Annotated in this window: 37 protein-coding genes and 3 other RNA genes; 6 read left to right on the top strand and 34 right to left on the bottom strand. The window is 59.8% G+C overall.

The genetic code is table 11. The annotated features are described in order from the left end of the window. Positions 1-139 precede the first annotated feature (139 nt). From GD606_RS04100 to GD606_RS04055, 10 genes are all read right to left on the bottom strand, one after another. A complete protein-coding gene (locus GD606_RS04100) occupies positions 140-382 on the bottom strand; it encodes a hypothetical protein (RefSeq protein WP_163301376.1) in 243 nt (80 codons plus the stop codon). A 12-nt stretch (positions 383-394) separates the two neighbouring features. Further along, positions 395-826, bottom strand: coding sequence for a hypothetical protein (locus tag GD606_RS04095; RefSeq protein WP_163301375.1), 432 nt, complete (start codon positions 824-826; stop codon positions 395-397). Beyond that, entirely contained in the window at positions 826-1,374 is a 549-nt protein-coding gene (locus tag GD606_RS04090) for a hypothetical protein (protein ID WP_163301374.1), read from the bottom strand. The genes GD606_RS04095 and GD606_RS04090 overlap by 1 nt, the downstream gene beginning before the upstream one ends. Beyond that, entirely contained in the window at positions 1,367-1,582 is a 216-nt protein-coding gene (locus tag GD606_RS04085) for a hypothetical protein (RefSeq protein ID WP_176629197.1), read from the bottom strand. Before GD606_RS04085 ends, GD606_RS04090 begins: the two co-directional genes overlap by 8 nt. Next, on the bottom strand, positions 1,576-1,845 hold the full coding sequence (locus GD606_RS04080) for a hypothetical protein (RefSeq protein WP_176629196.1): 270 nt from the start codon (positions 1,843-1,845) through the stop codon (positions 1,576-1,578). The genes GD606_RS04085 and GD606_RS04080 overlap by 7 nt, the downstream gene beginning before the upstream one ends. 10 nt (positions 1,846-1,855) lie before the next feature. Beyond that, positions 1,856-2,437: a transglycosylase SLT domain-containing protein gene (locus GD606_RS04075; RefSeq protein ID WP_163301372.1), complete on the bottom strand. Its 582-nt coding sequence runs from the start codon at positions 2,435-2,437 to the stop codon at positions 1,856-1,858. Positions 2,438-2,445: 8 nt separating this feature from the next. Next, a complete protein-coding gene (locus tag GD606_RS04070; protein ID WP_163301371.1) occupies positions 2,446-2,640 on the bottom strand; it encodes a hypothetical protein in 195 nt (64 codons plus the stop codon). A gap of 4 nt (positions 2,641-2,644) precedes the next feature. Further along, on the bottom strand, positions 2,645-3,043 hold the full coding sequence (locus GD606_RS04065) for a hypothetical protein (protein WP_163301370.1): 399 nt from the start codon (positions 3,041-3,043) through the stop codon (positions 2,645-2,647). Between the two features lie 229 nt (positions 3,044-3,272). Continuing rightward, positions 3,273-3,551 (bottom strand): hypothetical protein, encoded by a 279-nt coding sequence (locus tag GD606_RS04060; protein ID WP_163301369.1) that lies wholly within the window; start codon positions 3,549-3,551, stop codon positions 3,273-3,275. Positions 3,552-3,553: 2 nt separating this feature from the next. After that, a complete protein-coding gene (locus GD606_RS04055) occupies positions 3,554-4,156 on the bottom strand; it encodes a Rha family transcriptional regulator (RefSeq protein WP_163301368.1) in 603 nt (200 codons plus the stop codon). A 346-nt stretch (positions 4,157-4,502) separates the two neighbouring features. Here GD606_RS04055 and GD606_RS04050 point away from each other — a divergent pair, with 346 nt between their 5' ends. Then, positions 4,503-5,249, top strand: a complete 747-nt coding sequence (locus tag GD606_RS04050) for a zinc ribbon domain-containing protein (RefSeq protein ID WP_163301367.1) — start codon at positions 4,503-4,505, stop codon at positions 5,247-5,249. Here GD606_RS04050 and GD606_RS04045 read toward each other — a convergent pair. The 23 genes from GD606_RS04045 to GD606_RS03945 form a co-directional block, all read right to left on the bottom strand. Beyond that, positions 5,243-5,704 carry a hypothetical protein gene (locus GD606_RS04045; protein WP_163301366.1) on the bottom strand — a complete coding sequence of 154 codons (462 nt, stop codon included), beginning with the start codon at positions 5,702-5,704 and terminating at the stop codon, positions 5,243-5,245. The genes GD606_RS04050 and GD606_RS04045 overlap by 7 nt on opposite strands. A 26-nt stretch (positions 5,705-5,730) precedes the next feature. Next, positions 5,731-6,174: a hypothetical protein gene (locus tag GD606_RS04040; RefSeq protein ID WP_163301365.1), complete on the bottom strand. Its 444-nt coding sequence runs from the start codon at positions 6,172-6,174 to the stop codon at positions 5,731-5,733. Beyond that, a complete protein-coding gene (locus tag GD606_RS04035; RefSeq protein ID WP_163301364.1) occupies positions 6,167-6,532 on the bottom strand; it encodes a hypothetical protein in 366 nt (121 codons plus the stop codon). Before GD606_RS04035 ends, GD606_RS04040 begins: the two co-directional genes overlap by 8 nt. Before the next feature lie 3 nt (positions 6,533-6,535). After that, positions 6,536-7,090, bottom strand: a complete 555-nt coding sequence (locus tag GD606_RS04030; RefSeq protein ID WP_163301363.1) for a phage protein GemA/Gp16 family protein — start codon at positions 7,088-7,090, stop codon at positions 6,536-6,538. Further along, positions 7,083-7,274: a hypothetical protein gene (locus GD606_RS04025; RefSeq protein WP_163301362.1), complete on the bottom strand. Its 192-nt coding sequence runs from the start codon at positions 7,272-7,274 to the stop codon at positions 7,083-7,085. Before GD606_RS04025 ends, GD606_RS04030 begins: the two co-directional genes overlap by 8 nt. Further along, positions 7,267-7,470: a hypothetical protein gene (locus tag GD606_RS04020; protein WP_163301361.1), complete on the bottom strand. Its 204-nt coding sequence runs from the start codon at positions 7,468-7,470 to the stop codon at positions 7,267-7,269. The genes GD606_RS04025 and GD606_RS04020 overlap by 8 nt, the downstream gene beginning before the upstream one ends. A gap of 1 nt (position 7,471) precedes the next feature. Further along, complete coding sequence (locus GD606_RS04015) at positions 7,472-7,885, bottom strand: hypothetical protein (RefSeq protein ID WP_163301360.1); 414 nt, start codon at positions 7,883-7,885, stop codon at positions 7,472-7,474. A gap of 2 nt (positions 7,886-7,887) precedes the next feature. After that, positions 7,888-8,307, bottom strand: a complete 420-nt coding sequence (locus tag GD606_RS04010; protein ID WP_163301359.1) for a hypothetical protein — start codon at positions 8,305-8,307, stop codon at positions 7,888-7,890. Positions 8,308-8,315: 8 nt separating this feature from the next. After that, positions 8,316-8,380: hammerhead ribozyme type II (locus tag GD606_RS04005), an RNA gene on the bottom strand. Between the two features lie 220 nt (positions 8,381-8,600). Next, positions 8,601-8,852, bottom strand: coding sequence for a host nuclease inhibitor protein (locus GD606_RS04000; protein ID WP_163301358.1), 252 nt, complete (start codon positions 8,850-8,852; stop codon positions 8,601-8,603). Between the two features lie 8 nt (positions 8,853-8,860). After that, an RNA gene (locus tag GD606_RS03995) (hammerhead ribozyme type II) lies at positions 8,861-8,925 on the bottom strand. Then, positions 8,925-9,194 (bottom strand): hypothetical protein, encoded by a 270-nt coding sequence (locus GD606_RS03990; RefSeq protein ID WP_163301357.1) that lies wholly within the window; start codon positions 9,192-9,194, stop codon positions 8,925-8,927. Before GD606_RS03990 ends, GD606_RS03995 begins: the two co-directional genes overlap by 1 nt. 10 nt (positions 9,195-9,204) lie before the next feature. Next, an RNA gene (locus GD606_RS03985) (hammerhead ribozyme type II) lies at positions 9,205-9,269 on the bottom strand. Next, a complete protein-coding gene (locus tag GD606_RS20720) occupies positions 9,269-9,403 on the bottom strand; it encodes a hypothetical protein (protein WP_281362039.1) in 135 nt (44 codons plus the stop codon). The genes GD606_RS03985 and GD606_RS20720 overlap by 1 nt, the downstream gene beginning before the upstream one ends. A gap of 12 nt (positions 9,404-9,415) precedes the next feature. After that, complete coding sequence (locus GD606_RS03980; protein WP_163300642.1) at positions 9,416-9,712, bottom strand: HU family DNA-binding protein; 297 nt, start codon at positions 9,710-9,712, stop codon at positions 9,416-9,418. Beyond that, positions 9,709-10,179 (bottom strand): host-nuclease inhibitor Gam family protein, encoded by a 471-nt coding sequence (locus tag GD606_RS03975; protein WP_163300641.1) that lies wholly within the window; start codon positions 10,177-10,179, stop codon positions 9,709-9,711. The genes GD606_RS03980 and GD606_RS03975 overlap by 4 nt, the downstream gene beginning before the upstream one ends. Before the next feature lie 181 nt (positions 10,180-10,360). Continuing rightward, complete coding sequence (locus GD606_RS03970; protein ID WP_163300640.1) at positions 10,361-10,735, bottom strand: hypothetical protein; 375 nt, start codon at positions 10,733-10,735, stop codon at positions 10,361-10,363. After that, positions 10,732-10,926: a hypothetical protein gene (locus GD606_RS03965; protein WP_163300639.1), complete on the bottom strand. Its 195-nt coding sequence runs from the start codon at positions 10,924-10,926 to the stop codon at positions 10,732-10,734. Before GD606_RS03965 ends, GD606_RS03970 begins: the two co-directional genes overlap by 4 nt. Then, a complete protein-coding gene (locus tag GD606_RS03960) occupies positions 10,904-11,539 on the bottom strand; it encodes a hypothetical protein (protein ID WP_163300638.1) in 636 nt (211 codons plus the stop codon). Before GD606_RS03960 ends, GD606_RS03965 begins: the two co-directional genes overlap by 23 nt. After that, positions 11,536-12,255: an AAA family ATPase gene (locus GD606_RS03955; protein ID WP_163300637.1), complete on the bottom strand. Its 720-nt coding sequence runs from the start codon at positions 12,253-12,255 to the stop codon at positions 11,536-11,538. The genes GD606_RS03960 and GD606_RS03955 overlap by 4 nt, the downstream gene beginning before the upstream one ends. Then, entirely contained in the window at positions 12,252-14,270 is a 2,019-nt protein-coding gene (locus GD606_RS03950) for a Mu transposase C-terminal domain-containing protein (protein ID WP_246298957.1), read from the bottom strand. The genes GD606_RS03955 and GD606_RS03950 overlap by 4 nt, the downstream gene beginning before the upstream one ends. A gap of 116 nt (positions 14,271-14,386) precedes the next feature. Then, positions 14,387-14,560 carry a helix-turn-helix domain-containing protein gene (locus GD606_RS20890; protein ID WP_368356353.1) on the bottom strand — a complete coding sequence of 58 codons (174 nt, stop codon included), beginning with the start codon at positions 14,558-14,560 and terminating at the stop codon, positions 14,387-14,389. A gap of 13 nt (positions 14,561-14,573) precedes the next feature. Beyond that, a complete protein-coding gene (locus GD606_RS03945) occupies positions 14,574-15,032 on the bottom strand; it encodes a hypothetical protein (protein WP_218108824.1) in 459 nt (152 codons plus the stop codon). A gap of 164 nt (positions 15,033-15,196) precedes the next feature. On the opposite strand from GD606_RS03945, the gene GD606_RS03940 reads away from it, so the two are divergent. Together GD606_RS03940 and GD606_RS03935 are read left to right on the top strand one after the other, a co-directional pair. Beyond that, positions 15,197-15,811 carry a helix-turn-helix domain-containing protein gene (locus GD606_RS03940; RefSeq protein ID WP_163300634.1) on the top strand — a complete coding sequence of 205 codons (615 nt, stop codon included), beginning with the start codon at positions 15,197-15,199 and terminating at the stop codon, positions 15,809-15,811. A gap of 868 nt (positions 15,812-16,679) precedes the next feature. Next, the gene (locus tag GD606_RS03935) at positions 16,680-17,780 is read left to right on the top strand and encodes a hypothetical protein (RefSeq protein WP_163300633.1); all 1,101 of its coding nucleotides are present in this window, start codon (positions 16,680-16,682) and stop codon (positions 17,778-17,780) included. Between the two features lie 36 nt (positions 17,781-17,816). On the opposite strand, the gene GD606_RS20885 is transcribed toward GD606_RS03935, so the two are convergent. After that, on the bottom strand, positions 17,817-18,155 hold the full coding sequence (locus tag GD606_RS20885) for an integrase core domain-containing protein (protein WP_368356352.1): 339 nt from the start codon (positions 18,153-18,155) through the stop codon (positions 17,817-17,819). 421 nt (positions 18,156-18,576) lie between these two features. On the opposite strand from GD606_RS20885, the gene GD606_RS03925 reads away from it, so the two are divergent. The 3 genes from GD606_RS03925 to GD606_RS03915 all read left to right on the top strand — a co-directional run bounded on the left by GD606_RS03925 (position 18,577) and on the right by GD606_RS03915 (position 21,034). Then, complete coding sequence (locus GD606_RS03925; protein WP_163300631.1) at positions 18,577-19,785, top strand: hypothetical protein; 1,209 nt, start codon at positions 18,577-18,579, stop codon at positions 19,783-19,785. 319 nt (positions 19,786-20,104) lie between these two features. Then, entirely contained in the window at positions 20,105-20,290 is a 186-nt protein-coding gene (locus tag GD606_RS03920; RefSeq protein WP_163300630.1) for a hypothetical protein, read from the top strand. A 162-nt stretch (positions 20,291-20,452) separates the two neighbouring features. Then, positions 20,453-21,034 (top strand): TetR/AcrR family transcriptional regulator, encoded by a 582-nt coding sequence (locus tag GD606_RS03915; RefSeq protein WP_246298956.1) that lies wholly within the window; start codon positions 20,453-20,455, stop codon positions 21,032-21,034. The last annotated feature ends 126 nt before the right edge of the window (positions 21,035-21,160 follow it).

Below are 21,160 nucleotides of genomic sequence, written 5' to 3'. Positions count from 1 at the left end.
CGTACCGCTCGGCCCAGCGTTTGACCGTGGACACGGCCACGCCCGCCCGGACGGCCGTGTCGTCAAAGGTCAGGCCGTCCACGCAGTACAGTTCTTCGGCCCGGCCGACGACCTCCATGGGATGTTCGCGGCCCACGGATCAACCTCCGAGGATGCGGTCGATCTCGGCGATCTGGGCCAACTGGCCCCGCAATTCGCCGTGGGCGGCGGCCAGATCCACGGCCTGGGAGGCGATCAGTTCCCCGGGCAGGTGCTCCGGCGAGACGGTGGGGTCCAGGGCGTCACGCAGGGACCGCACCAGGCCGCGCACCCGCAGACGCTGCGCCTCGGCCGCAAGCTCCAGCTCCCGACGACGGCCCTTGAATTTCAGCATTTCAGACACGTTTGCCTCCGGCTACAACGGACCTTTCAGGGGGGAATCGCCCTTGGCCAGACGGGTGGCCGGGCAGAACTGGTTGGTGCAGACCGCGTCCGTGAGTTTCTGCATGACCTGGGTGTTGAGCACCACGGTATCCTGCAAGGAATCCGCGATCTTCTCGTAGCTCTCGACCAGCTTCACGTTGTCTCGGTAGAAGGCCGCCACGGCCTTGAGGTCGTCGCCATAGGCCTTGAGCACCTTGTGCATGTCCTCGCGGTACTGCGACAGGGCCTCCTGGCGCTTACGCTCGTTCTCGGTGCGCTTGCGCTCGTTGAGCCACCAGAAGCAGATGACCAGGCACACCAGCCCGAACGGCGTCAGGCCGAACCCCAGAACCAGATACAAGACCACCGTGGCGTCCACGCTGGCCAAGGCCTTGATGATCACTGCAATCGTGGCCTGATCCATTACCGGTCTCCCTCCTTGGAATATGGGGCCAGCCGCCAGGGCCGGGGCAGCAGAAAGCGCAGGCCTCCGGGCGAGAGCACCGTGAACTGGGGCGGGATCACCCCCGCCTCGACCAGGATGTAGGTTCCCGCCTGGGAGCAGACCGGCCGCCGCATGGTCATGCGCACCGTGCGCCAAGCCAGGGCCAAAAGCGTCCGGAATCCATATCCAAGGCGGGCGCTTATGAGATTCAGAGCCAACTGTTTTGCCGCCTCGGCCTGATCCGGCGTCAGGTCCAGGGGGTGGATAAGGATCTCGCCGTCGTAGGCATGGAAGCGCCGTGAGGCCCGGGACAGGACGAAGCCGTCGATCATGGCCTCGGCCAGGAACAGGCTGCCGTACAAACGCAGCCCGATGCTGGTATGCGACCCGCCCGGGGCGAAATGCCGGATGGCCCGGGACAACGGCGAGTCACCGATCCAGGTGACCACGAACACGTCAAGCGTCGGCCGCAGGGCGGCGTAGGTGATGTCCCCGAGCGTTTCGGGATACGGCGGCTGCTTACTCATCCTTGACCCACACCTGCCCGCTGTCCGTCAGGGCCTGGGCGATGATGTACACGGCCGCCACTCCGGCGATCAGGCCCTGGGTCAGAGGCGACAGATTGAGTCCCGCCAGGTTGTCCACCACAAGCGTGGTCACGGCGCCCACCATGGTCCACAGCTTGCGGGACCGCAGCCGTCCGGACGTGGTTCTGGCCAGGATCGCGGTCAGCACGTCTCCCCGGGATTCCAGACCGGGTCCGGCCTCGGGCACGGGATGGGGCGATGCCGCCATGCGAGGGCGGGCGGCTGGGCCGGTTCGGCGGCCTGGGCCCGGGTTGTCTGCTCGGGCGTGGGCTGGTCGGCCGGAGGCTGTTCCGCGAGCCCGGTAGGGCCGGACGTGGCCGGGGCCAGGGCCTGGACCAGGGCGCTCAGGGCCGCCGCCACCTGCGGCGGCACGGCCGTCGGCGGGATTTGGTTTTGGGGCTGTTCAGGCATGGCGCTTCTCCTATTCCGGCCAGACGTTGCCCGGGATCAGGGCCAGGATCTTGTCCGGGTACGGGCTGGCGAGATTGTCCTTGTTGCCCGGGCCGCCGTTATAGGCCCGCATGACCGTGGGCCAGCCGCCCTCGGCCAGGTGTTTGTCCGCCAACCGCCGCAGATAGCGGCAGCCCCATTCCAGGCCGACAACGGGGGTGCAAAGCTCCGGAAACCAGCCACGAAATCCGTTGCAGCGGGCCGTCTCGCCCATGACCTGCATGAGCCCCCACGAGGTGGCCCGGCCGATGCGCTCGGTTTCATGAGAGCAATGCTCCGGGCAGTAGTTCATCTCCCTGCCCTTGATGTATTTGTCATAAAATGTTGGCTCAAACCGGATGGCATGCGTGATGCCCCCGACCGACTCGTGCAGCACCATGGCCCGCACGATGTCCTCAGGGAGCTGGTAGCTGGCGGCCATCGTCACGATCAGTTCGTCCTGGTTCGGGGCAGACGGCGCGGGGAGTTCCGCCGGGGTAACGACAGGGAGCGGCCGCCGAGCCTCCAAAGCCTGGTTCAACATCGCCACAAGTTCTTCAAAGGTGATGGACATATTCCCTCCTACCGCTTGGCCAGGATGGCGTTGCCGTAAAAATTGACGGCCCAGAAACAGGCGTCCACCATGTCCTGGCGACAGAGGTACACCGTCGAGAGCGCCAGACTGACCAATGCAAACGACAGATGCATGTTCCGCATGGCTTGGCCGACTTCCGACGCCGCAATTTTGCGGAGTCCCCCCATGTGTCCGCGCTGCATGGGCCTAGCTCCCGGCCACCGCGCCGACGCCGTACGTGAGGAGCCGCAGGGCGGCCTGGCCCACAAGTGGCCGCATGGTCTGCCACACGGTGTCGGCCGCGCCGGTTCGTCCGGCCGCGAGCTGCTCGCGGATGGTGGCCAGTCCCATGCGCAGTTCGGCCAGATAGCCGCCCACGGCCGCGTCAATGGCGTCGGCCTTTTCCGGCGCAATGGCCTTGGCCACGGCCACGTCGGCCGAAAGCCTGGCCAGGGAGGCATCGAGCCATTCCAGTCCGGCCTGGGCCTGTTCGGCGCTCAGGCCGCCGGAGGCGGGGTCGGAGGACGTGGGCAGAACGGCGCAGGATGAAAGGGTCAGGATAACGGCCAGGAGGCAGGCGGAAAAGATCAACGGGAGTTTCTTCATGGCGGCCTCGCACGGTTGCGGTTGCCCCGGGATGTCCCCACCGGGGCGGCCGTGGGGCATGTTTCACGGCCGCCCGAGGCAGGGACGCTAGCCAGTGGGGGCGCACGGCATGGCCGCACAAGTAGTACGGGCGGGGGCGAGGCAGTGAGCGGGGGGTGCGTGGGCGTGCGCGGAGTTTCAGGCAAAACCGGCCCGCCTTTTGCGGAGGCGGGCCGGTCTGGCGGGCGGTTTAACTCACGGAACGTCGGCCGATTTTTGGCCCTTCCGGCTTGGGCAGGCCGCGAAGGCGCTGCCGCTTCAGGTTGTGGGCGGCCTGGGCCGTGGCCTCCTCGATAAGCGAGGCCAAGAGCGACAGCCCCTGCACGCCCCGGGGCGAGAACACCAGCCCCTGGTCCATGGAAAGCCCCATGGTGGCCTCGCGCAGAAACGCGGCCAGGGAGCCGACCCGCTCCACGATCTCGCCGGGCGCATCGTCCGGGGTGGCCAGGACGCTTAATGTCACGCGCATGGCTAACGCCCTCTCTCGGACTGGCGCGCTGCGCCCCGGCGGGGCGGCTCCTGAACCAGACCCATCCTGCGGGCCGCGCCGATGTCCCGGCGCACGGCGCTGTCCGACCGCTCCACCAGCTTGCCGATCTCCACGCTGGAAAGCCCCAGGCCCTTGTAGCGGACCACCTTTCGCAACATGGCCGCCCGTTCCGGGGTCACGGCCAAGGCCGCCCGCGCCCCCTCGGCCAGGGCCTCGGTGCGGGCGTTTTCCAGCGCCGCGCGCTCCAAGGCGTTGAAGGCGTTGATGTACTTGAGCTTCCATTCCATGGCCCGCTGGCTGGACCAGCCCATGACCAGGAGCGTGAAGGCGTCGCGGGTGAGGAGGTAGGCGCGGTCCTTCCTCATCCCGCCGGACGCGGGAACAACGACCTCGGCCTCTGTGGGCTCAAAGTTGAGCCGACAAAATGATTCCGGTAGCTTACGGGTCAAATCGTCGATGTCCCGCAGCACGTTCTTGTGTTTCAGCCCGAAATGCTGGGCCAGTTCCACGGATCGGACGGCTGGGCGCTCTCCGGGCAGGAATTCCACGGTCACCGGGACGGAAGGGGTTTGGGGTTGGGACATGATGCGCCTCCATAGGGTTGGGATTTAGAAATAAAAAAGGCGACATGACGCTCCCCAGCCCTATGAGCTGCCGGGGCCTCGCGGACACCCGGACGTCATGCCGCCGATTCGTGCCGCCCCAAAAATGGGGCCGCTAAGGCGACCAAAACAAAAAGCCCGCTCTTTCGCGCCGGATGGGAACCGGAGCAGAGGCGGCAGGACGCCTCATAGGGTTGGGACTTTCCGGTTATGATGCTGGGCGGCGAAAGTCAAGCTTTCCAGTCCCAATGTGTTGACGAATATCTTTCCGTCTCTTAACCTGTGCACAGAGTTGGCATTATTTACAAACCTGACCGAGCATGCAGCCATGAGTGAACCACACGATACACCCTCCTCCCAAGGCGACGAAATACGATGTCCGAACTGCGGCGTCTCCTTTCGGCTTGACGACCTGAAAAGACAGTTGGCTCAAGGGAAATTCGCCTGTCCCGTCTGCGGCAGCGGCTTCACGCAACCAAAAACCGCCAACCGGAAGATTCTACTGGCGGCAGCAGGGCTTGTGCTTCTGATCATTGCATTGGCGATCATTAAAAATACCTCTTTTTACGTCGTGCAGAAGCCGCCTGTCGCTCCATCCACTCCAGTGATTCCCGTTCCGATTCCTGTCGCACAACCTGAAAAAGCACAACCAAAACGTCATATTGATGCTGTGCCACCTGTCGTTATCCCCAAAAAACCACTAGACATTGCCATCGTCCCGGTGGCGAAAGGGATTTGGCTTAACAGGTTCAACGAATACAAGCCAAAATCCCCAGAGTACTCTTTCTCTGTGAAAAATACAGGAGCTGTCCCTCTTGATAGAGTTGTCGTAATCTGCAAAATGACGTCAGTTCAACATAATACCATTTTGTGTGACCACTATATTTCTGTTGACAAGCTAAAACCAGGTGAAACATCTACCATTCATCGGGTTACAATTTCGGGGCGTGACCTTTTTACATTACTCGGGAACAAGCCAATCGACTTCGATATCAGAGTTGAAGTTGGCGTTCGTAGTGATGGTGAATTTATAGTATACCGAACCGACTATTACGAATCCTCAATGTTTCAGTAAGTCCCTGTTGCGTTGTCGCCCTCCCGCCTTTCAGCCTCCTGCCGCACGCTGGCCGACGTGATCCGCGTGGGCGGGTCGGGATGCCGCGTCAACCGCCCCTCTTCCAGCAGGTTATAGACGCTACGGGTGCTCACGTTCAGGACGAATTCGGCTTCCGGCACGGTCAAAAACAACTTCTTGTCCAGAAGCTCCCGGGCGCTCACCGCAGGCAGTTCCGCGAAGCACAACCGCTTGGCCCGGCCGGAAACGGGCAATGTCAATTCAAACCCCATCGCGTCGGCCACCACGCAGCCCCGGGAGCAACCCAGGCAAATTTTTTTCGCCTCGCGCGTGAACCATTTGGCCCGCTTGGGCCGCAGGCACTTCAGGCGCTCGTACACCGACCCATCCACCACGCCGTGGTACGGCACGTATCCCGTGGCCAACAGCCGTGTCACATCCTCAATCGCACTCATAGCACCCCCCTCGGCCGCGTGGCCGGTCACAACACCTCGCAATCCTCCAAAAGCGCGTAGCCACGCCCGTCGTAGCCCATGACCGGCAGCCAGAACCGGCCGTCTATGGCCTGGATCGGCGGCGCCAGGACGGCGGCGATCTGCGTGGCCGTGACCACGTCGCCCTCGTAGCGAAGCGGCGCGCGTACCCGCCTGATCCCGCGTCCGGCCGCTTCCCAGGCCTTTCCGGGTCCGGCCTGCGCAGGCGCATCCCCGAAAAGCAGCCCGGCCAACAAGGCGGCCACCCCCTCCGGGTTCAAAAACTCATGGTGCCCGCCCCCGGCCGGGACATGCCACCGGCCGTCGATGCGCACCCGCCACAACCCCGCCTCGGTCCCGGTCCATTCCTCGGCCGGAAACAGCTCGACCCGCGAGGACTTGCCCTGAATCTTGAGCAAAACGGCATGTGATTTCCGGCGTTTTTCACTCATGGTTCGGGCAACCCCAAAGCCCGAGCACGGCATCGGCCTGCCGTTCCCACAGCACCCGGCAGAACCGGCAACGCCGTCGGTCCACGGCCCGGCATTTGGCGCAGGCCTCGCGCCCCAGAGCCTCGACAAGTTGCGCCCGCGTCACGGCCGGGCCACCCGCCCCGGCCGGGCCAGCCTCCAGGGCCGCTTTGACGCGCGCCGTCTGCCGGGCCGTGTCGCCGGGATAGGTGCCGCGCAATAGCTGCACGACAACGCTTTTGGTGACCCGGCAGGCCTTGCAGAAGGCGTAGACGGTTTTGTGCCGCTCCAGGATGGCCGCCCGCAGGGCGCGCCGTTCGTCTTCGGGAAGTGGCGGCACGGGTCACGCTGGCTCCGGGTCGATGCCTGCCCGCTTGCAGCGGGACCACAAGTCCTTGGCCAGGGTGGCCAGGGCGGCCGGGTCGGACAGCCACACGAATTTTTCCACGCCGAATTGTTTGGACACCCGGGCGTCGAGACGTTTGGGCTCGTAGCCGAGCAGGCACCACAAGGTGACGACGTAGCGCTTTTGCCGGGCCAACGGCCCGGCCGGGATGTCCAGGCGCTCGTAGCCGTTTGCCGGATCGCCCTTGCGCCAGGCGTGCAGCCGCTTGGGCAAAAGAGGCACCTCCACGGCCACATGCTCGGGCAGCTTGGCGGCCAGGGCGTCGAGCGAAAGGTTGCGTTCGCCCAGGGAGAGCTTTGACCAGGAGGCGCGGCGGCGCGTGATCCGCTCGAAAAGATCCAGGACCGCTTCCTTGTCCTGCTCATAGGAGAGTCCGGCGGCCGGGAGCAGCGTGCCGAAGAGGATGCACGTCTGCATGTTGTAGATGGCCGCGCAGCTCACAAAATTCGCCCGTGCGACCGGAGCTTCCTTACGTAGCGCCTGCTCAGACATGGCTTTTCTCCTTGGTCCGCAGCCGTCGGCACGCGGCGCAGTTGTCAGGATGACCGTCGTTGTCATCGAGGCCGTGGGGGGCAGCCATCCACTTCCCGCACAGCGACAGTCCGCCCCGGAAATAATGCGCCTTGCGGGAGTTCAGGATTTGTCCCCAGCCTTCCTTGGGCGTCGGCTTATCCACGGTCTTCCTCCTCGTGCTGCCCGCACCCCGGCAAAAGTGGCCTCACCGCAATGATGTCACCCGGAACCAGGCACACTTCCTGGTCGCTCAGGCTGCCGTCGGCGCATATCCTGCGGCCGACGCCGCCACCGCGCGAATACTTGACCATCAGCACGATGCGGCCCTTGTGTCGCTTGGACGTGACGTAGGCAGGCATTTCAGATCGCCACCCTGTAGACCGACAGTTCCGCTTCAAGTTCCGCCACCAACGCCCGCAGTTCCCGGTTTTCGCGCTCAAGCTCGACGTCCCTGTCGTCATCCGGCGCGGCAGGGACGGGGATCGAGACCGGGCCGCTTCTTAGCTCTGGGCTCCACGGCTGGGGCTCGGTCTCGCCCCCTGTCGCTGCCGGAGGCTGGGCCTCCACGGGCGCAGCAGCCGCCTCGTTCTCGCGGGCGCCGAAGGCCATTTCGACCAACTCGTATGGGTAGTATGCTTCCTGGACGTGGTGGCCATTATTGTACAACCGGTACTTTCTGCCGTGTTTGGTCATGATGTACCCGCCTACTCGGCGGAGGATACCGGAGTCGCTTACTTCATGATCCGGGAATCCCGGGATGGTGCGCCATTCCATGGCTACAACTCCGCATGCTCGCGATCAGCGAGGCTGGCCAGCAACGTGCGATAGTCCGTGAACCAACGTGACACCATGCGGCGCATGAGCCCGGCGCTTTCGCCCTTGGCCCACAGCCCCAGGATCGGCACGCCGCAGGCATACGCCGCGCCGACCTCGGCCCAGGCGTCGGTGCCCGACGGTCCCAGGTAGATGACCACGTCGGAGCGGCAGGCCCCGTCCAGATCATAGCGAAAGCGCCGCTCGCCATCGGGCGACATGATCCAGTCTTCTCTGTCGAGCGCCGCGACGACATTGTTCCCCTCAGTTCGCCGGGCCTCGGCGATAAAGGACACGACGTCGTGGCCATCGTCTGTAAGCCTTTCGGCCAGCATCTCGACGGCGTGCTGATGTTTCCAGGATGCGGCGATGTAGATGCGCATGGTGATTCCTCTGGCTGCTCATCAGGCCGGACGCGCCACCGTCCGACGACCGCCCCGCAGGGCGGTTTCGCTAAAGCCTTCCGTCTGGTAAATCGAAGACGTACTTTGCTTTTGTTCTCCAGACACGACCACATCTCCTACAACTCACACTGCTGTAATCGCTTCGCGTTGCATGGTATCCAGAGAATGCAGAGCAATGGTATCTTCTCTTAAAAACAAACCACGCACGTTCATTCAATGGTTTCTTTCGTTCCTCGCATGTGCATGAGAACCCGCCCATTCGACACCTCCTCCTACTGCTCCCGGCGCAGGCTTTGTTCGACGCGCCGTGAGAAATCCAGCACAGCGGCCACTTTCGCACTATCATCCTGTGCCAAGGCAAGGTTTGGAACGAGCATAATCACGCCATCCCATGCATGCACCGCAAGATCACGGACGGCACGCTGGAGTTGACACGCATCGCCACTAGCTATTGGGAGCGCACCGTCCGGGCACGTCTCGTTGATGCGAACCACTCCGTTGGTGAAGCAATATGCGACGGCCATGTGTCTCTCCTCGGCTGCTCATCAGGCCGGGACCGCCACGTCCCGACGACCGCCCCGCAGGGCGGTTTCGCATTATTTCTCTTCATTTGCTTCGAATGCTTCAATGGCTTTGAGTACTCGCGCCGGAAGCACCTTGCAGTACTCCTCCGGAAACCCGAGCCATGCTTTCAAGTGGGCACCGACAGCGGCGGCAAGAGCAGCATCACGCAAGGTTTTTCCATACGTTGTGCAGTGCTTGAGTTGATGCTTGTCGTCATACGCGATGATAATGACCTGTTCCTTGTCATAGTCCTCGGCTATCCGCTTTGCTGCCTCAATTGGCACCGGCACATACTCGGCCATATTTCATCCCCCTCGGCTGCTCATCAGGCCGGACGCGCCACCGTCCGACGACCGCCCCGCAGGGCGGTTTCGCGTTAGGCCAACCCTCCGGCACGTTTCACCGCGTCCAGGGATTTCTGGGCGGACTCCTCATCGCCGCTGTGCTCGACGAATTCGTCCCAATGGTTTTCGATCAGCATGGCCACGGCCGCAAAGTCGATGTCTTCCACGTCAAACCCCCTTTAGTTCAACGCTTCCCGCAGGGCCTTGCCCGGCTCAAGCTTCACCGTCCGCTTGGCCGGAACCGCCACGGGTTCGCCGGTTCGAGGATTGCGTCCTTTTCTGGCCGCGCGCTCCTTGGTCTTGATGCTGCCCAAACCGGGCAGGGGCATCTCGCCGCCCGCCGACAGGATCGACCGGCCTTCCGCGCCCAGGGCGTCCAGCACAAAGCCGATGACCGACGCCTCGTGAACGTGTTTGGTCTTTTGGTCCGCCGCCAGGCGCGCCTTGACTCGCATGATCAACTCCAGCTTGGTCATGACTGTTCCTCCCGTTTCAGTTCCCAGGTGTATGCCTTGACGTCCTTACGATTGGTCCCGGCCGCCAGGAGCTTTTCATCCGACCAGCCGTCCAGGACATCCCAATCCACAGACTCTTCAACATGGATGCCGTCCAGGTAGCCAAGCTCCCGCAGCACCTCGACTGTGACCGACCGGCCGTGGACCACCGCCTTCGATTCCGCGTAACGCAGCTCCCCCGAGGGCAGCGTCACCAGATCGGACTCCTTGAAAAGTGTGGTGTGGTGTTTCTTGGCAAACCGGGGGATGTTCTTGCCCAGGGCTTTGACCTTCTCGACAAGCGGCTGTAGTTTTCCGGCATACACTGCCTTCAGGCTCTCCTGCGCCCTGGCGTATTCCATCGCCACGGCGTCCCGTTCCGTCTCGGCCCTGGCCAGCCTGCCAAGCAGCTCTTCGCCCTGGTCCAGTATCGCCTGTTTTTCCATCATTTCTCCCTGCGCAACGTCTGATAGGCCCTTGCAAATTCATCTCGGATGCCGTCCCAGTAGCAGGCGCAATTCTTGCCTGACAGCCAGCGCACGTCCGGCCAGGTGCATCGCCTGCCGTTCCACGGCGTACACACCACGTCGCATTGCCGGGGTGACGGCGGCCAATCCCCGGCCATCCTGGTCACGGCCGCAGTTCCAGTTGAATTTCGCTGAGGATGCCCGGCAGCGTCCGGCGGCGAATCCTGGCCTCCAGGGCCAGCTTGCGCAGCCCGGCGGCCCGAAGTCCCGCGCAGTAGCGCTCGAATTCGCTGCCGCCTGGCGAGGCCAGGTAGTACCCGCCTCCGTCCGTCTCCGCCGTGGAGCAGATGGCCACGCCATCCTCCCGCAATTCCGTGATCAACTTGCGCAGCCGCCGGGTGCCGTTGATCCGATTGCCCGCAGGCCGCCCGAGCACCTTCTCGTGCAACTCGCCCATGCCGATGGCCCGGGGGCGTCCGATGTGACGCGTCAATTCCGCCAGGAGCCTGGCCTTGACGGTTTCGCTGTTGTCGCTCATCCCCGCACCTCCTTGCGTTGGCGCATATCCAGCAATTTCCCGGGTCGGGCCGGGGCCAGGATGGCATGCGCCCGGCGCAGGCTGTTCCGGGCCCGGGACGCGGCCTCGCGGATCGCGGTCACATCCCCGCCCATACCCGGCACCTGCCCGAGTTCGGCCAGGGCCTCCTCAATCAACTGCTTCGGATTCATCGGCGTCGTCCTCCTTCTCAAAGCGGGCCAGGATGACCCGGCAATTGGCGACGATCTTTTTCTTGATGGCTGGCTGGTAGAGGTCATGGGTCAAAAACAGCCGTACGATCTCAAGCGAGGACCGCTTTTCAGCCTCGAACGGATCACGGATTTTTCGAGGCGGCCAGGGTGTATCCACGCGGTTCTTTGCGGCCTCCGTGGCCCGGAAGAGGTACGCCTGGGAGCGCATGCCGTGGCGCTCCAGATAGCCCGCATCGGCCAGCCATTGGCTGTACTTGCGTACATGGTCGTAGGACACGCATGCGACGCTGGCCAAGTCGTGGTAGGAAAATCCGGGTTTCGCCGATCTGATTGCCCGCCAAATGCGGTGATAGAACTCTCCCTGGCGTTTCTCATCAGTGTCGGGATTGAACCGGATGACGCCATCCTCGACCCGAATCAGTTCTCGCCGTTTGACCATTTCGTTTATTAGCCGACGCACCCGTGCCTTGGCGGGTTCGTCAGCGCAGGCCAAGGCCTCGTAGATGAGAGGGTAGGGCACGGGTTGCTTGCCGCCGACCGACAACCCTTGAATGACAAGACGCACACGATCCGCCTCCGGGGTGTTTTTCATGACCGCCTCCAGGACTTCGTCTTCTGGATCGCCGCGACCATTGCATCGTCGACCAGACCCGTCTCCCGCGCCCTGGCCGCCTGTTCCAGGAGCTGCACCATGTTGCGCACCAGACGCATGTCACCGTCGGACGTGGTGCGGATCATGGCCGTGGCCTGGGGCGTCAGATCCAGCCCCGCCGCCTCCATGGCGAAGCTGGCGATGTCCCCATCGTCCGCCGCGACGAACGAAACCTCTTGCGTGACCCGTGACCAGATGCGGCGGCGTTGCGACAGAAGGCCGAGGAGTTCCTCCTCGCCGATCAGGATGACCGCTGCGCCCGTGGCCTCGTGGATGTCCCGCAGGTGTTCGATCAGGCCGAACGGCAGCCTGTCCGCCTCGTCCATGTAGATGGTGGTGGCCACGCCTTGCATCCGCCGCTTCTCCAGAACTTCGATGATCCGCACCTTGCAGGCGTGGGCGGCATGGGGCCCCTTGGCTCCCGTGGCCTCGAAGTGCAGCCGGGACAGAAACGCCGCATGGCTCATGGCCTCCCAGGCCGACAGGTAGACCCCGCCGCGCTCGGCATGGCTGTTCCGGGCCGCGAAGGTCTTGCCCCTTCCGGCCTGGCCCCAGGCCAGCACGAATCCGGGCTGGCCGCGCTCGGTGTCCTCGACGGACAGCACCGCGCGACGAAACGCGGCCACGTTTTTGGTCTCGATAAATACCGACTTCATGACACCCCCCCGTTGGCTATGGCGCGGCGGCGCGCGTACACCTGCCGCAATTGCTCGTATCTGCCGCGTGCGCAGGCAGCGTACTCCCCGGTCTGCTCGTAGCGGGCCATCCAGTCGGCGTCGGCCTCGCGCAAGGCCACGCCGTCCCGGACAGCCAGATTGAAAAGGTATTCGTAGCGATCAAGCTCCGTGGTGATGGCGGGAATTTGCGCCGGGGGCACATAAGCCGGGGCCTCGGCCAGCTTGGCCCGAGCCGCCGACTTGCCTTCTTCGATGCGCACCACGTCTGGGGCCTTCGGCGCAGGCACGGCCGCAGGGACGGTCTTTTTGGCCTCGATCAGCCGCATCCGCGATTGCGTCTCCGGCAGGACCACCTCTTTCAAGAATGCGCGTGCGTTGGCCGTAACCTGATGCTCCAGGGCTTTCTTCAGGCCGATTTCCTCGGCCAGGATGGCCTGATCCTCGGCATTTCCAAGGATTCGGGCCGCCGGATGCACGCTTTTGCGCGGCGTCGCCTCGCAGATGAACTGCTTTCCGGCCTCGTCGTAAATCAGGATGGAATCCCGGCCCTGGTCGTCGTATCTGACCAGCACCTTGTGCCGCAGATGATGCAAAAGCGGATGGTAGTAGTGCTTCCCGTGCAGGCTGACGCCGTTGCGGTCGATGCTGCGGACGCTCTTGGACAGCATGCACATGCGCAGCTTTTGCATGTCCGCGTCCGTCAATCCCGATCCGCGTCCGGCCTCGAAAACGTCGCGAGGCGCTTGGCCCTTCAGATGTCCGCGCTGGGGCCGTTCGGCGTAGGCGTCGAACCAGATGGCGATGGCCGTATGGGCCTCTTCGAGAGTCAGGGGGCGTCCGCCCGAGGCGTCATACACCTTGCGGTGCAGCTTCTCGCCCCGCATGAGCCGAGGCGGTTTGCTGTCGATCCCGGTCCCGACATAGGACGGAACCCACCGTTCCAGCTCGCCGAAGGTTTCGAAAAATCTCTCGATGGTTTTGGATTGGCCGTGGTAGGGCCATGCGAAGAGCGGTTCCACGCCAAGCTCGGTGAACACCCCCGAAAGGCCGGTCTGGGAAAGGTCGATGCCCGTGAAAAAGCGCGCCTTGAAGGCCTTTCCGTTGTCCAGATAGGCGACCTTGGGGAAGCTCCCGAGCCGCATGCAAGCCCGGCGAAAGGCGGCGGCAATGGACCGCACGTTTTCCGTGGGCAGAATTTCCCAACCGCAGGGATAGGAACTGGCCATGTCGTACCAGAGGACCAGTTCCATTCGACGCCCCTGGCCGGTCTCGGGGTCAAGTATCTCGAAATTCAGGGCGTGGCCGTCGGCCACCAGGATGTCGCCCACCGCGATCTTGGAATAGTCGCGCTCGATGTACGGGCAGCACTTGTCGTTCCAGGCCTTCTTGCCCTCGCGGGCAAAGATCCATTCCCCGTAGTTCTGTCGGGACCAGCGTTCCAGGAACCGGCGCATGGTCACATCGTGGCAATCAGGGAGCCCGGCGGCCTTAAAGGCCTCGCGGGCCATCCGGCACACCTCGGAGATGCACGGCTTGTTGGGATGCCGCGCCAGATTGAGCAAAAGCTGACAATGCCGCTCCGTCAGCTTCGACGCCACCCGTTGTCCGCCGCGCGTATCCGCCAGCCGCAGGGCGGAACCGGTTGCCGAGCTGGTCAGCTTCCAACGTTCGATGCTCTTCCAGGAGGTGCGCCCGAGCAAGGCCAGCAGCCGTGGCCAAGCCCCGGCGTGGTAGGCGGTCATGAATCCATCGCGGGCGGCGGTCTTGTTTCCGTGCGGGGCCCTGGTCAGGGCCTCGACGTACAGCCGCACAAGGTCCGCCTTGGCCAGGGCCTTGGCGCGTTGCGCCTCGCTCAGGGCCGGTTCAGACGGGTCGGGAGATGCCGGAAGGTTCTGGGCCTCGTGGGCGATGATGGCCGCGCGGACGTCTGCGGGGAGGGAGGCAGCAACATACGCGATGGTACGCCAGGACTTTCCATGCCCTGCCAATTGCACGGACCAACGTTCCTTATTGGCGCGCTTGCGGATCGCCCTTTCACCAAGGCCTAACGCCTCCGCGATCTCCCGTGCCGTGTACGTTTCCTGCATTGCCCTTTCCCAGTTGATGGTGCTTAAGCAACTTTCCGGACATCCTCGCCCAGGAAGGTCGCCGGACATCCGATCCGGATCAGGTATTCGCGAACAACACGTCCACGCCTTCGACCCGCCAGAAAATGGCTCACGTAGGATTTGTCCACGCCGGCCCCCTGCGCCACATCCGTCACGCGCAACCCCCGACGGACCATCCAGGCCTTGACCCTACGCCCCTGAACCATTGATCCGCTCCCACAGTTCACGTTTCTTGCGGCCACGGCGGCGCTCTTCGACCACAACCTTGCCCAGCTCGAAAACCGCCGCGTCCTCGGGCGTAAGCGCCGTCCAACCCGTCGGCATGACCGCTTGAATAAGTCGGCTGTCCCGCAGGATGGCCGTCAATGCCGGGAGATAGTCGAGCGGGATGTGCCGCTCGCCGATCTTGGATTCGGCGGTCCAGTTGTTGATGTGGTGGACGCTGATGGAATTGCCGGTCAGGCGGGAAAGCTCGGAGGCCACGTATTCCGGCGTCAGGCCGGATGTTGCGAGGACGGCGCGAAACGCCTCATGGACAGCCTCCTGGCGGCGCAGACTCCCGGCCGGGAGTCCCGCCGTAGGCAGGCTGGACAAGGGCAACGAGAGTTGCACTAGGCCGGTGTCCATTTTGCGCACATTTTTTGCCATTGCCAGCCCCTGATTTCCCGACTAGAAATAAGGTGAAACGGTCAACTTTGTGACAGTTGACGACCAATTTTTAAGCGAGAATTTTTGTGTATGCAAGCTAAAATTTGAGTTCCGAACAAATTTTGATTTAAAAATCCTTTGTAACGTTTAACATGGCGATATATATGAATATTAACGAAGGGAGTAGTGCTTTCAATGGTTCCGAGCATGGTTCCGACCTGCCTGAGCAAGGTCGGAACTTCGACGCACGCTTGCAAAGAATCTTCGAGGCGTGTGGCTGTTCGAAGGATTCTGACCTCGCAAGGGCGCTCAAGATCAAGCCGCAATCCATAACGGCAGCTCGCAAACGGAAGCAGATACCTTCAGGCTGGATCGAACATGTTTCGAGTTTTTATCAGGTTTCGGCTGATTGGCTTTTCTTTGGAAATGGCCCGATGCGCCGGGGTGAGGAATCCCCGATATCGACGGAAGGGAAGCAGGAGTCTGCCGACTGTTCCCCTGTTGAAGACTTTAAAATGTCGGACATGATAACCAAAACTGTCGAAATTCTGGAGTCCGACACGATCTACCGGACAGCTTTAGCCAGCAATATCAACGCCTTCCATCAGGCCGTCAGGAACGACCGCACTTTGGCGGAAATGGAAAGGCGCGTCGCTCATCTCGAAGAAATGAGCGATGCGATGTCGAGACGAATGGAAGACCTCGAAAAGGAAAATCAGGAATTGAAGCGGCGCATGGAGCCACCAGGACAGAAACAGGAGGTGGGTGCGGCGGGGTAAGGTCGTTTTTGTGGATTGGCAGTGCCGAAAAATCACGGCGCGCCGCAAGCTGTCAAAGGGCGCGCCATTTTTTTTGCCCCAGTGATACGTTTATTGTATATTGCGATGTGCTGTTGAAACTCGCCACATGAATTTTGTGCGGCAATATCGCTCCCTGATTCGGCAATCATTTTGCCCGCCGATCAGGGCAACCCGCCTCAATGATTTTCTCACTTTGGGCGCAAAAAAAGGGCCTCTTCGGCCCATTTTTCTCATTTCGCTTTTTCGTCCCGTCAAGGTTGCCCCGCGACCTCCCTAGCCCGCACCAGTCCTACATCCGGCCCGTATTCGTCCTGTCCGATTCAGGCACCAGGCCATTTCTCACTTTGCCTGCCTCCCCACACCTAAAACGGCCCGTTTTGGGGCTGGGTGCGTTTGCATGGGGACTGGGGCGGCTGGGATGGGGCGCGAAATTATTTTCGATTGGGTCTGAGCAGGAATTCCTAGATTTTCGTTGGGGTTATCCTGCAATGCGCATTTTAAGAATTCCTACGAGGTCACTTCCCACTGGACAATATTGTGCAAGCAGGGCAGGTTATAAATGATGCTTTCATCGATATAGGCATGGGGCGCGTTTCTTCGGGGGGATGTGCTGCGCATCCTGGCTCCGGCGGAAATGTGAAATGGCCTATGAAAGAAATTTGCGACTTCTGTTTACACAGGGGTAGACAAAGGCATTTATTTGGTTTGCGGGCAGAATACTCCATGGATATTTGAATCTCGCGGGGTCTGAATCACCGAAAGAAACCAGGAGAAGTAACATGGCTGCTCCTAGTGCCATCACTGGCAAAATGCGACAAATTGGTAAATGTTAAATTTATAATAAAGCATGATAAATCATAATTTTACTAATCAATTATTATTGGTTGCAGTTTTTATTCATCAATGTTTTTTTAATTGTAATGCAGTATTTGCGAATATTTTATATGAATACGAAATTATACAATGTGTACAAGACGCAGATGGGTGTTCTGTTAGATCTTCAAACAATTCAGGTGATGTGATCATTGAGTCATTTTCTCAGTATAGCCAGTTGCCGCTATCATTGTATAAACATAAAAGCAAAGAATATAAAACGTTTGACATCCATTTTGTTGGTGAAGATACTCGTATACTCGATGATGGATCTGTTCATGGCGTCGGGTTGCAAGAAGATACTTCTGGTGTTAGTTGGAGAAAGCCATTCCGATTGAGTGCTGATGGAGAAACAAATTGGGTAGATGTAGAAAGTGAAGGTGTTTACAAGTTTATATTTTGTGATGGAAAAGTAAATGCGCTGGGAACAATTGCAGTTTATGGTTATTATCCGGGTTATTATAATAATGACTACTATATTTATGTAATCTTGAGGGATGGAGCAAAAAATCGATTTGATAGCGAGGCAAGTAAAAAAATTATACACATTACAAATAACAATACAATTGTTTTGTCGGATGGATATATTGATTTTGATACAAAAACATTCAATCCCTTTGTTATCACTCCTGTACCTGGAGAAGAAATATCAAGTGTTTATGCCCATAGTGCGTCTGACAACGGTGTAGTAGTTTTGACTTATGTTAGCGCAATAGGCGGGCTAGTGTGTTATGAATATGGGTATTATAATATAAAAACTGATACTTTTAAAAAAGGTGAAAACAGCTTTAACTTGGCATATGCTTCTTTTCTTTCTGTAAATAATGACTTTTCCTTTGTTGGACAAAGCTGCCCTGGCTATGGATGTCAAGCAGTTCTGGCTAAAAATGATAATTTTTATTATCTTGATAGTTTGGTCGAAAAAAGAGATAATGATTTTTTTGACGTCGCATGGACAATTAGCGATACAGGATTTATTGGAGGACTTACTAATAGTAAAAAAGCCTTTTTGGCATGGCCTAAAAATAATTTTTCAGGGATATGTCCCGTCTACAATCTTTTGTTAGGTGAATGATTATTTTGAATTTTTATAGACAGTTTGCATATGACCTTACCCCAGCGAGTATACCAGGGATAAGTTCGGACTCCTTGTTTCAGGTTTTTTACCTTTCGCGGCTCTTCGGTATTCCTCCGGGCTCATACCGGCAAACGCGTTATGGGGACTAAGGGCGTTGTAATCCCGTCGCCATTCCTCAATGATCTTTTTGGCTTTCGCAAGGCTCGTGAACAGGTGCGCATCCAGGCATTCTTCACGGAACTTCACATTGAAGCTTTCGATGAAACAATTATCCGTCGGCTTCCCTGGCCGGATGAACTCCAGTTTGACTCCGTGCGCATGTGACGTTTCCCCTAAGAGGTATCCCCGTTTGCATCCACCCCTGGAAAGCATCGTTTTGATGCGGCCGCGGCCGGTCGGGCAGGCAGCGCCGTCCGCCTCCCTCCCCCCTCCAGTTAAGAGAATACTGCCCAATGGTCGTTAGGGCGCGGATGTGAGCCGAGCTGACCTTTCCCCCAAAGGTATCCCAGTTATGAGTTCGTGACTTCGGCCAAGCAGGTCATGGTCATGGGGAAGAGCCGTTTCAGCGAGGTACAGATCATTGGAATTCTCAAGCAGGCGAAGCGGGGTAGGGCAGTCACCGACTCAGCCAACCTCTCGCCAACCACCCTGCCTGGAGGGGGAAATGTCTGTTGACGGGAAGCATTTTGCATTGACGATGCCTTTTTTTTGTGTTTTATTCTAAAAATGTTGGAAATAGTAGAATAATGGCATTTGAACATTGATTCTCCTCCATCCATTGAGGAGGAATATCATGGACAGTCTCCGCTTGTGTTCGGTCATAAGATCACGAATGTATGGGAAATTATTATTTCTCGTTTTGCTTGCGTGTGTTTATGGGGTCTTCTTGCCCGGGATGGCGCAAAGCGCGTTTCCGACGTACACGATCATCGACCTGGGAGCCCTTGGGGGGGAAGACAGCGAGAGCCAGGCTGCGGCTTTAAACGATTTAGGCGTGGTCGTGGGCTGGTCAGGAACGGCTACAGGCGACATCCATGCTTTTCGGTATGAAAACGGGATGATGACCGATCTTGGTGTTCTCTCCGGGGGCACGAACAGTTATGCGACCGGAATCAATCATACGGGACAGATCGTCGGGAAGTCCTACACGACTTCGTCCGGATTACTGCACGCTTTTCTGTATCAAAACGAGGTGATGACCGATCTTGGAGTACTCCCAGGCGGAGATTTCAGCTATGCCACGGGGATAAACAATGCAGGCGAGATCGTTGGAAAAGCAAATACAGTTTCGGGATCACGGGCGTTCCTGTACTCGAACGGAAACATGACAAATATTGGGTTACCGCCTGATCCTCTGCCCTCTACGCTGCCGCCCGGCGCCACCTGGGTTTGGATGACAAGTGAGGCCGCAGCCATAAGCCCCCTAGGACACATTGTGGGAAGCGCCATCTTCCTCTACAACCAGCCTCCGACTATCGCGAACTTCCAATGCAGCAAGGCGTTTACTTACCCGATTGAGGGAACATTGTACGCGTTCAGCCCCCACCCCCAGGACGGTGCAGCTTATGACGCCTTCGCCACGGCCATCAACGCCACGGATCAGATCGTTGGCTACGCCTTTTTTACGAACCCCTTTCTCGGCCCCGCCCATGCCTTTTTGCGCCAGAGCGATGGGGAGTTGTACGACCTCGGAACGCTAGGCGGCGACAGGAGTTTCGCTTACGGGATAAACGCTTCTGGGCAAATCGTAGGCAAAGCCAGGAAAGCCTCGGGAGTGGATGCGGCTTTTGTCTATGCTCAAGGCGTCATGATGGAACTTGCCACGCGCATTACAGGGAGCAGTCCCTTCGCAAGCCTGGAGAGCGCCCTCGCGATTTCTGATTCCGGCAGTATCGTTGGGAGCGGGATGACGCACGACGGCATCCGTCATGCCTTCCTGGCTCTTCCCAGCCCCCCCCCTCCGGTTCAAGGGGGGCTCACGCTTTTACTTTTGTCAGAGTGAGAATTCGGGCAGTGTTTGAGCAACCGCCAAGCCATGTCAGCTACGACAACTCCTGAGGGGGTTGGGGATAACCATTGAGCCGCTCCGCCCTGAAGTCGAGGGGATCAAGCAGGCTTTCCTGAAAATCGTGGGAAGATGCTGATCCAGGGCAGCCAACAACTCAGCCAACCAACCGCCAACCACCCCGTTTGGAGGGGGCAGAATCAGTTGGCGGTTTACCAACATAATCGGGGTCGATTTTTTTAAATAAGCTATAAATTCTAGCTTAATAGCCAACTTTTGTCTCTTCGTAATCAGCAGGTCTGGAGTTCGAGTCTCCATGCTGGCTCCAGGAATTTCAAGGGCTGAAGACCATTTAGGTGGTTTTCAGCCCTTTTTCGATCCTCTCAAAAATGACCGAATTTTAGCCGAACTGACTGCATTTTACAGTCAGTCTGCATACACCCCTGGAAAGCATCGTTTTGATGCGGCCGCGCAAGCGGGCGCGGCCGTCGTCATTTTCTGAATATGTGCCCCGAGCCTTTCCTCCCCCGACTTCGGCTTGCCAGGCCTCAAGAGATGCGCCGAGCGGATTCGAGGCCGGGGTTCTTCAGCTTAAGATCGGGCTTGAAGTCTCAACTTGACATCAAGTGAACACGTGTTTACATGCCCTCCCATGGCCGTACGCATGGAATCCCCGCTTCGCCGGGAACAGATCGCCGAAGTGACGCTTCGTCTCGTGGTCGAGGAAGGGCTGGGCGCGGTGACCGTTCGCCGGGTGGCCCAGGCCGTCGGCATCTCCGCCGCGGCCCTGTATCGGCATTACAAAAACAAGTCCGATATCCTGGCCGCCGTTCTCGAGGAGCATCATGAAATCATGGTCGATATCATCCGCCGCAGCCGGGCCGAGGCCGCGACCGCTCTCGACGCTTTGCGCCGTGTGAACATGAGAAGCATGGCCCTCGTGGAGAAATACTGCGCCCTGCCGGTAATTTTTCTTTCCGACGCCCTGTGGCTGGGGGACTTGCGTCTGCGCGATCTCAAGCTCAGGCACCACCGCATGTTCCGCGAAGCCATACTGGACCTGATCTCCTCGGGGCAGGACTCGGGGGAGGTCCGCGCCGACATCCGGCCCGATGAGATTTTCGTTTTTTTTCTGGGGCTGGTGGCCATGCCGGCGTTGATGCGGGCGCGAAGACCCGAGGAGGTCGACCTGCCGCTCCAGACCAGCGCGAATTGGGATCTGTTCGCCCGAGCGGTGGCCTGTTGATGGCGGTTTTTTTCGCGGCGGCATGCGGCCGCCGCACAGCGGCCTCACGCGTGGAACGCCGCTGAGGAACGTATTGTTCGCGGACATGCCCCATGCCGCGAAGAGGCCGGTTGCGACGGCCCCGAT

It is taken from the genome of Desulfolutivibrio sulfodismutans DSM 3696 (assembly GCF_013376455.1).
Taxonomy (GTDB): Bacteria; Desulfobacterota; Desulfovibrionia; order Desulfovibrionales; family Desulfovibrionaceae; genus Desulfolutivibrio; species Desulfolutivibrio sulfodismutans.
This window is presented reverse-complemented; position numbering and strand designations above follow the sequence as displayed.